A 15,936-nucleotide genomic window follows, 5' to 3' on the forward strand; every position below is an offset into this window, starting at 1 on the left:
CGCGGTCCTCGGGGCGGGCGGCCCTCCCCCGGCGCCCGCCGGGCGGCTGCGCCGGGCCGTCAGCCGGGCAGCACCGCGAGCGCCTCGGCCCGCCGGGCCGCGGCCACCCGCTCGGGGTCCACGGGGCCGTACGTCGTCGTGCGCTGACGCGCGGGCCGGCCCGCGGCCGCCGCCATCGCCTCGAGCTCGGCGACCGAGCGCCGCGACCCGTGCTCGGACCCCGCCATCCGGCTGATCGTCTCCTCCATCAGGGTGCCGCCGAGGTCGTCGCAGCCGGCCGCGAGCATGGCCCGCACGCCGTCGGTGCCGAGCTTCACCCACGAGCACTGCACGTGGTCCACCGCGCCGTGCAGCATCAGCCGGGCCATGGCGTGGACGGCGCGGTTGTCCCGCGGCGTGGGGCCTGGACGCGCCACCCCCGCCAAGTAGACCGGCGCCTGGTGGTGCACGAACGGCAGCGCGACGAACTCGGTGAACCCTCCGGTCCGCCGCTGCAGGTCGCGCAGCAGCCGCAGGTGCGCGGTCCAGTGGGCCGGCTCGTCGACGTGGCCGTACATCATCGTCGAGCTGGACCGCAGGCCCACGTCGTGCGCGGTGGTGACCACGTCGACCCAGGCGTCCGCGGGCAGCTTCCCCTTGGTCAGCACCCAGCGGACGTCGTCATCGAGGATCTCCGCCGCCGTCCCGGGGACGGAGTCCACCCCGGCCTCGCGGGCCGCGACCAGCCACTCCCGCACCGACAGCCCGCTGCGCGAGGCGCCGTTGACGACCTCCATCGGGCTGAACGCGTGCAGGTGGATCCCGGGCGCGGCCGCCTTCACCGCTCGGGCCAGGTCGAAGTACGCGGTGCCGGGCAGATCCGGGTGGATGCCGCCCTGCATGCACACCTCGGTGGCTCCCGCGTCCCACGCCTCGCGGGTGCGCTGGGCGATCTCCTCCAGCGACAGCGTGAACGCGTCCGCATCCGTCGCCCGCTGCGCGAACGCGCAGAACCGGCAGCCGGTGTAGCAGACGTTGGTGAAGTTGATGTTGCGGTTGACGACGTACGTCACGTCGTCGCCGACGGTGTCACGACGCACGTCGTCGGCCAGGCGCGCCAGCACGTCCAGCGCCTCGCCGTCGCAGGTCATCAGTGCGAGCGCGGACGACTCGTGCCGGGGGTCGGCCAGCGCGGCGGGGTCGTCCGCGGCCAGGGCCAGGGCGGCGCGCACGTCCCCGTCGAGGCGAGCGGTCGTGCGGGGTGCCGCGACCCGGTCGCGTAGCTCCGCCCAGTCGCCGTACACCTCGTCGAAGTCGCCCCGCCGGTCCGTGGTCCGGCCCTCCGTGTCCACCGTGACGTGCAGGTCCGTACGGCCCCCTGCGTTGCGTGCCGCGAAGTCGGCGTAGACGTCCTGCTGGGCCAGGTCGTCCGGCTCCTGCCACGGAAGACCCTGCGGTACAACACCTTCGATGGCTAGACCAGTCGGGTCGGCCAACGCGCGGACATGCGGGTGCAGCCGCGGGTCGATCCACGCGGAGGCGCGGCGCACATACTCCGGGTGGGCGGTCAGACGTGGTCGCAGCGTGAAGCCGGCGGCCGCGGTGAGCTCCGACAGCCGCTCGATGGTGGGCCAGGGGCGCTCGGGGTTGACATGGTCCGGCGTGAGCGGGCTGACCCCACCCCAGTCGTCGACACCGGCCCGCAGCAGCAGGTGCAGCGCCTCGGGGTCGCTGAGGTTGGGCGGTGCCTGCAGGCGCATCCGGGGACCGAGCAGGACGCGCGCGGCGGCGAGCGTGGCGAGGTACTCCTCGTCCCCGAGGTCGTCGGTGTCGCGCATCGCGGTGTCGGCCTTGGCCCGGAAGTTCTGGACGATGACCTCCTGCACGTGCCCGTGCCGCCGGTGCGCCTGCCTGATCGCGACCAGCGACTCGACGCGCTCCCGCGGGGTCTCCCCGATGCCGACGAGGATCCCGGTGGTGAACGGGACGGACTGCCGACCGGCGTCCTCCAGCACCCGCAGCCGCACCGCCGGCTGCTTGTCCGGGCTGCCGTGGTGCGGCGCGCCGGGCTGGCTCCACAGCCGCTCGGCGGTCGTCTCCAGCATCAGCCCCATGCTCGGAGCGACCGGTCGCAGCCGCCGCAGCTCCTGCCAGGTCATGACGCCCGGGTTGAGGTGCGGCAGCAGGCCGGTCTCCTCCAGCACCCGGACGGCGAGCGCGCGGACGTAGGACAGCGTGTCGTCGTAGCCCTGCTCGTCCAGCCAGGCACGGGCCTGCGGCCAGCGGTCCTCCGGTCGGTCGCCGAGGGTGAACAGCGCCTCGGTGCAGCCCAGCTCGGCGCCCCGCTGCGCCAGTGCCACCACCTCGTCCGGCGACAGGAACAGGCCGCTGCCCTCGCGGCGCAGCGTGGCCGGGTCGGTCGCGAACGTGCAGTAGTGGCAGCGGTCCCGGCACAGCCGGGTCACCGGGACGAAGACCTTGCGGGAGTAAGTGACGACGCCGGGGCGCCCCGCCTCCGCCAGGCCCTGGTCCCGCAGCCGGGACGCGACCGCCAGCAGCCGCTCGAGCTCCTCGCCGCGGGCGTGCACCAGCGCCGCGGCCTCGTCGGCGTCGAGGGTCTGGCCGCGCTCGGCCCGCGCCACCGCGCGGCGCACCTGCTGGACGGAGCCACCGTCCGGGGACGTCATGCCGCCACTCTACGAAGCCCCGCCGGCCGCCCGAGGGGCGCTCCGGCCGCTGCAGCCCCCTGACAGGATGCGGGGATGCAGATCACGGCCCTCGCGGGCGGCATCGGTGGTGCCCGCTTCCTGTCCGGCCTGCTGGAGCACCTGCGGACCGCCTATCCCGACGGGTCGGGCGGCACGACGGCGGACGTCACCGTCATCGGCAACACCGGCGACGACGTCTGGGTGCACGGCCTGCGGGTCTGCCCGGACCTGGACACGGTGATGTACACGCTCGGCGGCGGCATCTCCGCCGAGCGCGGCTGGGGCCGCGAGGGCGAGACGTTCGTGGTCAAGGACGAGCTCGCCGCGTACGAGGTCCAGCCGGACTGGTTCGGACTGGGGGACAAGGACATCGCGACGCATCTGGTCCGGCTGCAGCTGCTCAACGCCGGCTACCCCCTGTCGGCGATCACCGAGGCGCTGTGCACCCGCTGGCGGCCGGGCGTACGGCTGCTGCCGATGACCGACGACCGGGCCGAGACGCACGTCGTCGTCGACGACCCCGACGGCGGCCGCGACCCGCGCGGGGAGCCGCTGCGCCGGGCTATCCACTTCCAGGAGTGGTGGGTGCGGTGGCGGGCCTCGCTGCCGGCCCACGGCTTCACGGTGGTCGGGATCGAGGACGCCCGCCCCGCCCCGGGCGTGCTGGAGGCGATCACCGAGGCGGACGTGCTGCTGCTGCCGCCGTCGAACCCCGTGGTGTCGATCGGGACGATTCTCGCCGTCCCGGGCGTGCGCGACGCGGTGCGCGCCACGGCGGCACCCGTCGTAGGGGTGTCCCCCATCGTCGGCGGGGCTCCCGTACGAGGGATGGCCGACGCCTGCCTCGCAGCGATCGGGGTGGAGACGACGGCCGCGGCGGTGGGGGGTCACTACGGCGCGAGGCGGGGCGAGCCGGGCGGCGGGGTGCTGGACGGCTGGCTGGTCGACACCTCCGACGCGGACTCGGTCCACGACGTCGAGGCGATGGGGATCCGCTGCCGCGCGGTCCCGCTGCTGATGTCCGACCCCGGCGCCACCGCGGCCATGGCGGCGGCGGCCCTGGACGTCGCCTCGCAGGTGGCGCCGTGACGCGCCTGCTCCCGCCCCTGCAGGTCGTCCCGGTGCCGGGCATCGCGGAGGTCCGGGCCGGGGACGACCTGTCGTCGGCGCTGGCCAGCGCAGTCACGCAGCTGGCGTGGCCGGACGGCTCGAGCGGGCTGCGCGACGGCGACGTGGTCGTGGTCACCAGCAAGGTCGTCAGCAAGGCGGAGGGCCGCGTCATCACGGCCGCCGACCGGGAGGACGCGATCACCGCGGAGACCGTCCGGGTCGTCGCGACCAAGACCACCGAACGCGGCACGACCCGGATCGTGGAGACGCGCCACGGGCTGGTGCTCGCCGCCGCCGGGGTGGACGCGAGCAACGTGCCGGCAGGTCACGTGGCCCTGCTGCCCGAGGACCCGGACGCGTCCGCCCGGCGGCTGCGGGCCGGCCTGCGCGCCGCGCTCGGCGTCGAGGTCGGCGTCGTCGTCACCGACACCCTGGGGCGGCCCTGGCGCGACGGGCTCACCGACGCGGCCATCGGGGTCGCCGGGCTGCTCCCGCTGGACGACCACCGTGGCCGCGCCGACGCGAACGGGATCCCTCTCGAGGCCACGGTCGTGGCCGTCGCGGACGAGGTGGCCGCGGCGTCAGACCTGGTGAAGGGCAAGGCTTTCGGCGTTCCGGTGGCGGTCGTGCGCGGCCTCGCCTGGGCGACGCTGGCCGAGGACGGCCCGGGGGCGCGGCGGATCGTGCGGCCCCCGCAGGAGGACCTGTTCCGCACCGGCACCGCCGAGTCGTACCAGGCCGGATGGCGCGACGGCCGCGCCGCCGCACCCTTCGAGCGACGTACCGTCCGGCACTTCACCGACGACCCGGTCGACCGTGACGACGTGGTCGCGGCGGTGGCGGCCGCGGTGAGCGCCCCCGCTCCGCACCACACCACGCCGTGGCGCTTCGTCCTGCTCGAGGACGAAGCGACTCGCACCCGGCTGCTCGACGCGATGGCCCGGCGCTGGGAGGAGGACCTGCGCGGAATCGACGGCTACTCCGACGAGTCGGTCACCAAGCGACTGGCCCGCGGCGACGTGCTGCGCCGCGCGCCGTACCTGGTGCTGCCGTTCCTGGCGCTGTCCGGCGCCGCGCACGACTACCCCGACGCCCGGCGGGGCGGCTTCGAGCGGGACCTGTTCCTGGTGGCGGGGGGCGCCGCGGTGCAGAACCTGCTGGTCGCGCTGGCGGCGCGGGGGCTGGGTTCGGCGTGGATCTCGTCGACGGTCTTCTGCCCGGAGGTCGTGCACGCCGAGCTGGACCTGCCGGCCGATTGGCAGCCGCTGGGCGGTGTCGCCGTGGGCCGCGCGACCGCGGACCCGCCGGCACGAGGGCCGCGGAACCCCGATGACTTCGTGGTGGTCCGGTGACCGGCGACGCGCCCCTGCCGCCGATGCCCGCCGAGCCGTACCCGGTCCTGACCGAGGGCGCTCGCTTCGACCACGTCTGCGTGGCGGGGCCGGCCCTGGACCCGCTGCTGGGCCTGTACGTCGACGTGCTGGGCGGCCGGTTCGTCTACGGCGAGGTGCTGCCGCTGGGCGCGGTGGTGGTGACCGTCGAGTTCGCCGGCGGCGGGCATGTGGAGCTGATGGCGCCGACGCCGGGCTCGGCGTTCCTGGACTCGTTCCTCGCCCGGACCGGCGGGCTCGGTGGGCTGCACCACGTGACGTTCGTGGTGCCGGATCTGCGGTCCGCCGTGGCCGAGGTCGTCTCGGCCGGCGGCACCGTATTCGGCGAGCGGTACGAGGATCCGTACTGGAGCGAGGCGTTCGTCCGGCCCCGCGACGCCAGCGGGGTACTGGTGCAGCTGGCGACGCCCGGGCCCCGGGTCGCCGACGCGATGACCACCGACCTCGACGCCCTCCGCCGCGCCGCCGTGGTCGGGACGGGCCCGACCGGCACGTAGCATGCTCGGATGCGTCGGTCCCTCGCTGCGGCGGTCACCCTCGCGACCTGCACCGTGGTCGCCCTCCCGATGTCCCCGGCGGTGGGGGCGTCGTCCGACCCGAACGCAGTCGTGATTGCGTCCTCGGCGTCGGCCGCCACCCCCAGGAAAGTTGTGACGGAGCGTGGCGCGACCGTCCCTGCTACGGGTAGCGTGACCGACCCCCAGCGGATCCCCGCCCAGTACATGTCGATGCAGGGCGAGTTCCCCCCGGCCAGCAGCGGCGTGACCGCAGGCTCGTGGCGGCTCAACATGGCGTCGTGGGCCCTGATCCAGCCCGAGCGCGGCAGGTTCACGTGGTCCGAGCTGGACGCGTGGGTACGGGACACGCCCGCGCGCGGCGGCACCGAGGACCTGCTGCTCATGATCGGCCTCACCCCCGCGTGGGCAGCCGGGGTCGCACCCGGTCCGGGCGGGTTCAGCACCGAGCCCCCACGGGACATGTCCGACTGGGACGCCTTCGTGGAGGCGATCGCCCAGCGCTACCGCGGCAAGGTCGCCTTCTACCAGGTGTGGAACGAGGCCAGCCTGACGACGTTCTGGACCGGTACGCCAGATCAGATGGCTGAGCTGACGGCGCGGGCATACCGGATCATCCACCGGGTGGACCCCGCGGCCAAGGTCGTCTCCGCCAGCGCCGCGCTGCGGACTCAGGGCTCCTATGGCGCGTTCGTGCCCGCGTACCTTCAGGGGCTTCGCACGCGCGGCTGGCCCGTCGACGTGTTCTCCGCTCACTTCTACCCCCCCAGCACCGGCGGGCCGACGACATCGGCCGGCTACGTGCGGCAGTTCCAGCAGGACCTGCGGGCGGCGGGCGCGCCGGCACGCCCGTTGTGGAACACCGAGATCAACTACGGGCTGGCCGGTCCGGGGCCGGCCTACCCCTACGTCCCGTTGTCCGCCGCGACGCAGGCCGCGTACCTCGCCCAGACGTACCTCGACGGTCTGCGGCTGGGCGTGGAGCGGGTGTACTGGTACGCCCAGCTCCCGCCCCGGGGCTTCCTGGGCGTGAACCTGTGGCCCGGGGAGCGGTCCGTGGGCGCGTGGGGCACGCTCCAGCGCTGGCTGGTCGGCTCGGTCTGGCGGGGCTGCGTGACCAAGCGGACCGTGCACCGGTGCAAGACCTGGACGGGGAGCGCCGGGGCGACGATCCTGTGGACGCCCGGGAGCGCGAAGAAGATCAAGGTGTCCCGGGGAATCCACCGCGTCTGCGACGTGCTGGGACGGTGTCGCTCGGTCCAGCCGGGCACCTGGATCTCCGTGGGCTCCCTGCCCGTGCGCATGACCCGTTAGGCACTGACGGCGTCGCCCGCGGACCCTGGGCCGGTCAGAGGGGGCGGATGTCGCGCGGGGTGATCCGGGGGCCGCGGGCCGGGCGCTGCACCCCGGCCAGCTCCACCAGCCGCTGCACCCGGTAGCGGTGCGGCGCGTACGGGGCCAGCAGCGCGGCCATCCGCTCGTCGTCGCCGTCGGTCTCTCCGGTGAGCGCGTACACCAGGTGGTGGGCCAGGTGGAAGTCGCCGAACGACACCGCGTCGGCGTCCCCGAGCGCGCGCTGGGCCACCTCGGCCGCCGTCCACGGGCCGACGCCCGGGACCGAGGTCAGCCGGGCGCGGGCGGCGTCGGACGGCAGGTCCGCGCACTCCTCCAGCCGGTCCGCGACCGCGGCGCAGCGCAGCACGGTCTGCGAGCGGACGCCCTCCACCCCGGCCCGGTGCCACTCCCACGACGGGACCCGGCGCAGGGCGGACGCGGACGGGGGCACCCGCATCCCGTCCGGCGCCGGACCCGGGGCGCGCTCGCCGTGCCGGACCAGCAGGTATCGCCACGCCCGGCGGGACTCCCGGCCGGTGACCTTCTGCTCCAGCACCGCGGCCAGCAGCGCCTCCAGCACCCGACCGGTCGCCGGCACCCGCCAGGACCGCCCGTGCCGGCGCCACGCCTCGCGCAGCACGGGCGGCAGGGCGTCGGCGACGAAGCCGGCCGGGTCGTCGCCGTCCCCCAGGGTGATCGGCAGCCGGTCGGTCGCCCAGGCAGCACCGGGACCCCAGGCGACCTGCTCGACCGTCCCCTCGGCGGGGCGGGCGGTGATGCGGACCGTCGCCGGCCCCTCCGGGGTCCGGGTCGTGCGCCACAGCGCCCCGCCCGGGTCGAGGCGGTACGCCGGGTCGGCGCGCCCGCGGGCCAGCGGGCCCAGGATCGTGACCGGGTCCACCGGGCGTCCGGGGCGCCAGACCCGGGTCACCCCCAGGTCGTCGGAGGGCACCGGTCAGCGGTCGGAGGAGAAGCGGACCGCGGTGTCCCCCAGCACGACGCCGGGCCAGACCCGCGCGCCGGTGACGAGCTCGTTGCCGGCGCCCACCACCGCCCGGTCGCCGACGACGACGCCCTCCAGCACCGACCCCGGCCCGACGATGGCGCCCGCACCCACGACGCTGTCACGGACGACCGCGCCCGCGGCCACCACGGCCTCGTCGAACAGCACCGAGCCGTCCACCACCGCGCCGGAGCCCACGGTCGCCCCGGCGCCCACCGCGGAGCCACCGGTGACCGTCGCGTCCGGCGACACCTCCGCACCGGGCAGCACCAGCCGCTCCCCGCGCGGCCCCGGCACGGCCGGGGACGGGGCCAGCCCGCGGACCAGGTCGCGCGACCCCTGCACGAACGCCAGCGGGGTGCCCAGGTCCAGCCAGTAACCGCGGTCGACGACGCCGGTGACCAGCGCGCCCGCGTCCAGCAGGCCCGGGAACGTCTCCCGCTCCACCGACACCGGCCGGCCGTGCGGGATCCGGTCGATCAGCTCGCGCCGGAAGACGTAGCACCCGGCGTTGATCTGGTCGGTGACGATCTCCTCCGGGGTCTGCGGCTTCTCCAGGAACGCCAGCACCCGGCCCTCGGCGTCGGTCGGGACCAGCCCGTAGGCGCGCGGGTCCTCGACCGGGGTGAGGTACAACGTCACGTCCGACCCGGTGGTCCGGAAGTGGTCGACCAGGCCCGCGATGTCCACGCCCGACAGCACGTCGCCGTTGAAGATGAGCACAGGCTCGTCCGGCCCGCTCTGCAGGTACGGCGCCACGTGCCGGATCGCCCCGCCGGTGCCCAGCGGGTGCTCCTCGGTGACGTACACCAGCTCCACGCCGAGGTCCCGGCCGTCCCCGAAGTGCTCGCGGAAGACCTCCGCGCGGTACGACGTCCCGAGCACCACCCGGGTGACCCCGGCCTCGCGAGCCCGCGCGATCTGGTGGGTGGTGAACGGCACCCCGGCCACCGGGAGCATCGGCTTGGGAGTGTTGATCGTCAGCGGGCGCAGCCGCGTCCCCTGACCGCCCACGAGCAGCACGGCCTCGGTCATGCGCTCATCCTGCCGGAGGGCGGTGCCGGTAGCGTGCCGAACCGTGGCCCCGGCGGACGTCCCCGACACCCCCTGGAACGCGCTGCACCAGCTGCTGCGGGAGCAGGCCGCCCGGCCGCTGCTGACGTACTACGACGACGCCAGCGGCGAGCGGGTGGAGCTGTCCGTCGCGTCGGTCGAGAACGCGGTCGCGAAGACCGCCAACCTGCTCGTCGACGGCCTCGCGCTGGACCCCGGAGCCGTGGTCGCGGTGCACCTGCCACTGCACTGGCAGCACGCGGTCTGGCAGGGGGCGGTGTGGGCGGCCGGGATGGTGCTGGCGCCGTACGGGGACCCCGCGACCGCCGACCTGCTCGTGGTGGGCCCGGACGACCTCGCGCTGGCCGCCGGTGCTGCTGAGGCCGTGGCGGTCTCGCTGGACCCGATGGGCATGCCGTTCCGGGATCCGCTGCAACCGGGGGTCCTGGACCACGCCGTGGAGGCCCGCATGCACGGAGACCGGTTCGCGCCGCCGCCGGTGCCCGCGGACGCACCCGTGCTGGTCAGCGGGCCGGACGCTTCGGCACACAGCTGGCGGCAGCTGGTCGGGCACGCGGAGGACCTGGGCGGGCGCCTCGGCCTGCCACCCGGGGGACGCCTGATGACCTCCGCGGACCCGGACACCCTCGACGGCACGGTCGCGATGCTGGCGCTGCCACTGACCGTGGGCGGTTCGGCGGTCCTGGTGCGTCACGAGGACGTCGGCCGCCGGACGGACCGACTCGCGGTGGAGCGGGTGGACGCGGTGCTGACCTGAAGGTCAGCGGACCTTCACGACCCCGCCGACCTCGCCGTAGACGTAGCCCTGCCGGGAGTTGACGCGCACCTGGTAGCTGCCGGAGCGGGCGGCCAGGGTGAAGGTGAGCGGAGCGCCGGACTTGGTGACCCGCACCTTCATCGCCGCGACCCCGTTGCGGGTCAGGTAGACCGTGGTGCCCTTCGACCAGTTGCCCGTCGCCACCCGAAAGGTGTCGCGGGACCCGTTCTCGCTGAAGCCCACCAGGGCGAACTTCTTGATGTCCAGGCGGAACGGGTCGCTGTAGACGTACGCGCCGGGCTGGCCGGTGCGCAGCCGGTACTCGCCCGCCTGCGCCGGCACGTTGAGCAGGTTCACCGCGCCCTTGGCCTCGACCTTGCCGGCCTTCTTGGCGCGCCCGTCCAGGGTGAGGACGACCTTGGCGTCCTTCTTCAGGCCCTCGACCGTGCCACGCACGTGGAACCGGCCGCCGCTGGAGATGGCGGACCCGGTGGTGGGCGACCACACCGACATCGCCACCTCGACCGGCGTCGTGGGGGTCGGTGTCGGCGTGGGGGTCGGCTCCGGCTCGACCGGCGTCGGTGCCGGGGCGGTCGGGATCTCCGGCCACGAGCTCGCGGGGATGGTGCCGCCGGAGGTGCCGATGGACTTGACCGTGGTCGACGGCAGGCCGAGCGCGGACCGCATCTTGGTGCCGGACAGCGAGGCGGACGCCCCCGAGGCCGCGGTCGCGGTGAGCGTGCCGACCGAGCCGGAGGAGTTGCGCTCGGTCACCGCCAGCGTCGCGACGTCGGGCAGGCCGAAGGCGGCGGCCAGCTTGGCGTTGCTGAACGACCGGGTCCACGACGCGTACGGGTTGTCGTCGATGTTGCTCCAGTGGTCGTCGACGCTGATGGCGTACGGCAGCGCCCCGCCCCACACGTCCTCGCTGGCCTCGGTGCGGCCGCCGGAGGACGAGCCGTAGAACGCCGTGATCGGCTTGCCCGCGTACATCACGGCGGTGCCCGCGGTGTCGCCGGTCCACGTCGACTGGACCGCAGCGGTCCAGTTGGCACCCAGCGGCCGCGTCTCGGACGCGTAGCCGGAGAAGGTCTGGTCGTAGTAGGGGCCGCCACCGTCGTCGACGTGGCAGCGGCAGGCGGACTTGGTCGGGCCGGCGACCTTGGACAGGGCGTACGTCCGCGAGGCGATCACCTGGGCGCGCAGCGCCTCCTTCGGCCACGACGTCGGGACCTCGGCGATGCCGTACAGGTACTCGTCGTGGATCCGCACGCTGTTGACGACGGCGAGCCGCCACGACGAGCCGGACTTCACCGCGCCGACCTCGAGCCAGCCGTAGCGGTAGCGATGCCCGCTGGAGGAGAAGGACTCCCCGGGTCCCACCACGTTGAGGACGGTGGCGCCGACCCCGGTGGATCCTGGGACGCGGGTGCCGGACCAGCGCACCGCGACGGTCTCGGACTTGCCCAGTGCCGTCTTGCTCGTGCCGTCGCTGCGGACGACCTTCACCAGTCCGTCGACCGGGGTGAACGTCAGGACGTCGGACCCGCTGCCGATGACCGTCGATCCGGCGACCTCGACCTCGATGCCGCCGCCCGCGGCGTCGAGGGCCTCGGCCCGCACCTGGGCGGTGGACACCTGGTGCAGCAGGCCCACCCGGATCTCCGCGTCGTCCGGGACGGCGGTGACGCTGGTGTTGGGGTAGTAGTGGCTGACGATCTGCTCGCCGGTCCGGCCCTCCCGCGCCTGGCCGAGCGCGCCGTACTGGGACAGGCCCACGCCGTGGCCCCAGCCCGCGCCGACGAGGTCGAACTTCGCCGGGATGCCGCAGGGGTCCTCCGGTGAGCTCGCCGTGGCCGCGATGCGCACGTAGGCGGTCGCGGGGTAGACCTCGCGGCCCTGCGCCGTCGTGCCGGTCAGGTCGATGCGGTAGACGCCCGGTGGCACTGCGTCGCCGCCGGTGGCCCGCAGGTCCCAGCCGACCTTCAGCGTGCCCTTCTGCGCCAGCGTGCCCGTGGCGGTGCGCACCGGGTCGGTGGCGCACACCGAGTAGACCGTCATCTGCCAGGTCATGGCCGCGGACGCGGTCGCGGTGATGGACGCCTTGCCCCCGGAGCCCCAGGTGAGCGAGCTCGTCGACAGCCGCGGGTCGAAGATCGCTGGGCCGAGCAGCCCCCGGGCCATGTTCCGGATCTGCGGCAGGTACTGGTGCAGGTACTTGCCGGGGCACGCGGTGTTGCCGATGTCGCCGTGCCCGGCGATGACCTGGGTCGTGGCGACGGCACCCGGCGGGTACTTCGAGGTCCCCGCGCCGGAGTCGGACACCAGCGTGGTGGTGCCCAGCGGGTCGCGGTTGTACATGGACAGCTTCCACGCCATCAGCCGCGCGATCGACGTGTACATCGCGCGCCCGTCGGTCGTGGAGGGGTTGAAGGTCTCGAAGTTGCCGAGACCGGACACGGCGAACGAGTTCTGGTTGAACCCGGCGGTGTGGCCGCCGAGGACCGGACGGTCCATCCCCCCGGCCCGACCCTCGTAGAGCCGGCCGAAGCGGTCCACCAGGAAGTTGTAGGCGATGTCGGAGTAGCGCAGCGAGTTGACGAAGTACGCGTACAGGTTGCGCACCTGGCGCGCGGCGTCCGCGCGGGAGTAGTTGCTCGTCGAGGCGGTGTGGTGGACGAAGCCGACCTTGATGGTCGAGGTGTAGCGCGGCGGGCTGCGCCGCAGCGACTCGTCGGCGCCCCACTGCGCCCGGCTGATGATCGTCGGACGGGCGACGGCCGCCTGGGCGGAGGACATCGGCAGGTCGGCGACCAGCGACGCGTCGGCGTCGGTCGTGGGGTTGTCGATCAGGGAGACCGCGGTGCCGTCGGGCACCTCGCCGTCGGGGGTGTCGATGCGCACCTGGACGCCGTCGGCCTCGTCGGTGAGCAGCGGCTCGGTGCCCGAACGGGCCTGCTGGGCCTCCTCGCTGGAGGCGTCCGGGGCGTGCTCGGTCACGGCCAACTCGGTCCAGGCACCCCAGTCGCCGTCCTCGCGGACGCGGACCAGGACCCGGCTGTCGGGGTCCATCGGCTCGTCGGCCACCACGGCGACCAGACCGAACTCGTCGGTGGCGGTGGGCGGCGTGACGACGGCCGGCTCGAGGTCGGTGGCCGGGTCGGCGGTGCGCACGGACGCGGCAGCGCCACGGCCTGCGCCGGCGACGAGCGCGGCGTAGTCCTGCGGGTCGCCGCCCGGCTCGAGCACCGGGTCGCCGGGTCCCGGGCTGTCGGCCAGGGCCGCCCCGTCGACGCCGGCGAGGGCGATCTCGCGGACGGTGGGCGTCACCGGGTCCTGCGGTGCGGCGCTGCCGCCGAGCACCGGCACGGCCAGCCCGGCCGGCACGATCAGGGCGGCGACGACCGCGGACACGACCTTGCGCACGAGGGGGAACCTCTTCCGCCGGGGATGTCGGGGCGGCATCGACGTCGCACGCCGTCTCCCCACGCGCGCGTCGACCCACCCCCGGCCTCGACGACGAGTGTGCCAAACCACCCCCCAGACCGGTCAAGACGGACATTGGGTGAATCCCGTCCCACTCGTCACACCCGGGCCGCGGAACGGTCGCCCCGCGGACCGGCGGGCCCCGGGTCGGGCGGCGGGGAAGGGTGGCGCGGAACGGCGGTGGGAACGGGGGCGCCGCCCGGCGCGTCCGAGGCGGCAGACGCGCGGGCGCTCGGGCGTGTCGGGCCCCGTACCATGACCGGGTCCGGCGCCCGGGTCCCCCGCGCCGAAGCCGAGGAGCCTGGCCGCCCGTGTCCGACCGCACCACGCCGCCCGCCGGAGAGCCGTCCGGCGAGCCCGACGTTCCCGCGGACGGGTCCCCTCTCGCGGACACCCCGCCGGCCGGCCTCCCGCCGGTCCCCCCCGCGCCCGGACTGCCCGCGCCCGGACCGGACGCCACACCCGCCCCGGGCCCCGGGCTGCACGCCACGGTGCTGCCCCGCCGCCGGCGCTGGCCCCGGGTCGTGCTCGCCTCGCTCTCGGTCGTGGTCCTCATGGCCACCGTCGCCGGTGCCGGCTACGCCGCGATGTACACCAAGCTGCAGGGCAACGTCCGGGTCCTGGACATCTCCAACCAGGTCGGCTCCGACCGCCCGGTGCCGCAGGTCGTCGACGAGCAGGGCAACTACACCCCGGTCACCGTCCTGCTGATGGGCTCGGACTCCCGCCAGGGCAAGGGCAACCAGGGCTACGGCAACCCCGACGTCTACGGCGGGGAGCGGTCCGACACCACGATCCTGCTGCACCTGTCCGCGGACCGCAGCCGGGCCATCGCCGTGAGCATCCCGCGCGACACCTGGGTCACGCTGCCGGAGTGCGAGAGCCGCACGACCCCCGGGGAGACCGTCGGGGGGTACGAGCAGAAGTTCAATGTCGCCTTCGAGCTCGGCGGCCCCGGCTGCACCGTCAAGCTGGTCGAGGAGATGACCGGCCTGACCATCGACCACTTCGCCGTCATCGACTTCGGCGGATTCAAGCGGGTCATCGACGCGATGGGCGGCGTCGAGGTCTGCCTCACCACGGCGGTCGACGACGACAAGAGCGGCCTGGTCCTGCCGGCCGGGACGAGCGTCGTCTCCGGGGAGGACGCGCTGGCGTTCGTGCGGGCGCGCAAGACCCTGGGCGACGGGTCGGACCTGTCCCGGATCAAGCGGCAGCAGGAGTTCCTGTCCTCCCTGATCCGCAAGGCCTCCTCGACGGAGATGCTGCTCAACCCGGTCAAGCTGTACGGCGTCCTCGACGCGGCGACGCAGTCGCTGACCACCGACCCGCAGCTGGCGAACCTGGACAACATGCGGGACCTGGTCCTGTCCGCCAAGGACATGAAGCCCAAGCAGATCTCGTTCGTGACAGTCCCGTGGCTTCCGCGCGGCGACAACGTCAACGTCGTCATCGACGAGGAGAAGGCCGCGCCGCTGTGGCAGGCCATCGCCAACGACACCCCCTGGCCGCCGAAGAAGACCTCGTCGCAGCCGGCGCTGAAGACGCCCCCGCAGAGCATCTCCGTGCGCGTGCTCAACGGCAGCGGCGTCGAGGGACAGGCGACGAAGGCCGCCGAGGCGCTCACCGCCGCCGGGTTCAACGTCGTCGAGGTCGGCAACGCGGACCGCAACGACTACGCCACGAGCGTGGTCCAGCACGACCCCGGCTACGACGAGTCCGGCCGCACCCTGACCTACGCGGTCAAGGGCGCGACGTCGGAGGCCGTGGACGGGCTCGGCAGCGTCCTCACCGTGGTCATCGGGCAGAACTACACGACAGTCCGCCCGGTCGTGATCGACGGTTCCTCCACCGGCGACGTGGAGGCCACCACGGCCGACACCGTCTCCTGCTCGTCCTGACCGGACATCCACCCTCCCGACGAGCGGCGCTACCGCACCCGGCGGAACAGGTAGGCGAAGGCGGGACGCGTGTAGGCCACGCCCCTGCCCGACGCGCGCAGCGACTCCCGGGTGAGGGCGGCGGGCTTCTTCGGTTGGAGGAACGTGTCGAGGTCGGCGGCGCTCACCCGGTAGCCCCCGGAGGTGGCCAGGACCGCGCTCCCCAGCCGGTAGCGGCGGTCGAGGGACGCCAGGGCGGCGTCGCCATGGCTGGGGTTGACCAGCAGGGTGCCTCCGACCCGGAGCAGACCGGTGCACGCCTCGGAGACGAACCCGGCGTACAGCGAGACCAGCAGGTCGAAGCCCCCGGCGGGCAGGCCGAGGTCCGCGGTGTAGTCCGCGTGGTGGAACTCGAACCGCGGCTCGGCCGGGCTGCCGGGGTGCTCGCGGATGAGCTCGGCGACCCCCTGCCGGTCGGCGAAGAAGGCCGCAGCCCGGTCGTCGACGTCCACGTACGTCACGCTCGGGAACACGAACGACGGCGCGACGTCGACGTAGCTGCCCGGGTAGAGGACCCGGTCAGCACGGACGTGGTCGCTCACGGCCCGGAAGAGCCGCCAGCGGTCGCCCTCGTGCCGGTCCTGCCGCCGCCACAGGGCGCGGGTCCGGTCCAGCATCCGGGCACGCTAGCCACCGGG

11 protein-coding genes are annotated in these 15,936 nt (G+C 74.4%); 6 read left to right on the forward strand and 5 right to left on the reverse strand.

Translation table 11 applies throughout. From position 1 onward, the window contains the following. Window positions 1-59 precede the first annotated feature (59 nt). Entirely contained in the window at window positions 60-2,666 is a 2,607-nt protein-coding gene (locus R2737_12940) for a bifunctional FO biosynthesis protein CofGH (GenBank protein MEZ5117164.1), read from the reverse strand. A gap of 75 nt (window positions 2,667-2,741) precedes the next feature. On the opposite strand from R2737_12940, the gene cofD reads away from it, so the two are divergent. The 4 genes from cofD (at window position 2,742) to R2737_12960 (ending at window position 7,017) form a co-directional block, all read left to right on the forward strand. Further along, window positions 2,742-3,776 carry a 2-phospho-L-lactate transferase gene (gene cofD, locus R2737_12945; protein ID MEZ5117165.1) on the forward strand — a complete coding sequence of 345 codons (1,035 nt, stop codon included), beginning with the start codon at window positions 2,742-2,744 and terminating at the stop codon, window positions 3,774-3,776. Continuing rightward, window positions 3,773-5,149 (forward strand): coenzyme F420-0:L-glutamate ligase, encoded by a 1,377-nt coding sequence (locus R2737_12950; GenBank protein ID MEZ5117166.1) that lies wholly within the window; start codon window positions 3,773-3,775, stop codon window positions 5,147-5,149. Before cofD ends, R2737_12950 begins: the two co-directional genes overlap by 4 nt. Then, complete coding sequence (locus R2737_12955) at window positions 5,146-5,685, forward strand: VOC family protein (GenBank protein MEZ5117167.1); 540 nt, start codon at window positions 5,146-5,148, stop codon at window positions 5,683-5,685. The genes R2737_12950 and R2737_12955 overlap by 4 nt, the downstream gene beginning before the upstream one ends. 192 nt (window positions 5,686-5,877) lie before the next feature. Beyond that, window positions 5,878-7,017: a hypothetical protein gene (locus tag R2737_12960; protein ID MEZ5117168.1), complete on the forward strand. Its 1,140-nt coding sequence runs from the start codon at window positions 5,878-5,880 to the stop codon at window positions 7,015-7,017. A gap of 34 nt (window positions 7,018-7,051) precedes the next feature. On the opposite strand, the gene R2737_12965 is transcribed toward R2737_12960, so the two are convergent. Then, entirely contained in the window at window positions 7,052-7,990 is a 939-nt protein-coding gene (locus tag R2737_12965; GenBank protein MEZ5117169.1) for a hypothetical protein, read from the reverse strand. A gap of 3 nt (window positions 7,991-7,993) precedes the next feature. After that, a complete protein-coding gene (locus R2737_12970) occupies window positions 7,994-9,076 on the reverse strand; it encodes an NDP-sugar synthase (GenBank protein ID MEZ5117170.1) in 1,083 nt (360 codons plus the stop codon). Window positions 9,077-9,119: 43 nt separating this feature from the next. Here R2737_12970 and R2737_12975 point away from each other — a divergent pair, with 43 nt between their 5' ends. After that, on the forward strand, window positions 9,120-9,872 hold the full coding sequence (locus R2737_12975) for a TIGR03089 family protein (protein ID MEZ5117171.1): 753 nt from the start codon (window positions 9,120-9,122) through the stop codon (window positions 9,870-9,872). Window positions 9,873-9,875: 3 nt separating this feature from the next. On the opposite strand, the gene R2737_12980 is transcribed toward R2737_12975, so the two are convergent. Beyond that, the gene (locus R2737_12980) at window positions 9,876-13,298 is read right to left on the reverse strand and encodes a SpoIID/LytB domain-containing protein (GenBank protein MEZ5117172.1); all 3,423 of its coding nucleotides are present in this window, start codon (window positions 13,296-13,298) and stop codon (window positions 9,876-9,878) included. Window positions 13,299-13,669: 371 nt separating this feature from the next. On the opposite strand from R2737_12980, the gene R2737_12985 reads away from it, so the two are divergent. Beyond that, window positions 13,670-15,259, forward strand: a complete 1,590-nt coding sequence (locus R2737_12985) for an LCP family protein (protein ID MEZ5117173.1) — start codon at window positions 13,670-13,672, stop codon at window positions 15,257-15,259. 29 nt (window positions 15,260-15,288) lie between these two features. On the opposite strand, the gene R2737_12990 is transcribed toward R2737_12985, so the two are convergent. Further along, window positions 15,289-15,915, reverse strand: a complete 627-nt coding sequence (locus tag R2737_12990; protein ID MEZ5117174.1) for a hypothetical protein — start codon at window positions 15,913-15,915, stop codon at window positions 15,289-15,291. Between the last annotated feature and the right edge of the window lie 21 nt (window positions 15,916-15,936).

It is taken from the genome of Candidatus Nanopelagicales bacterium (assembly GCA_041393815.1).
In the GTDB taxonomy this organism is placed as follows: Bacteria; Actinomycetota; Actinomycetes; order S36-B12; family JAWKJK01; genus JAWKJK01.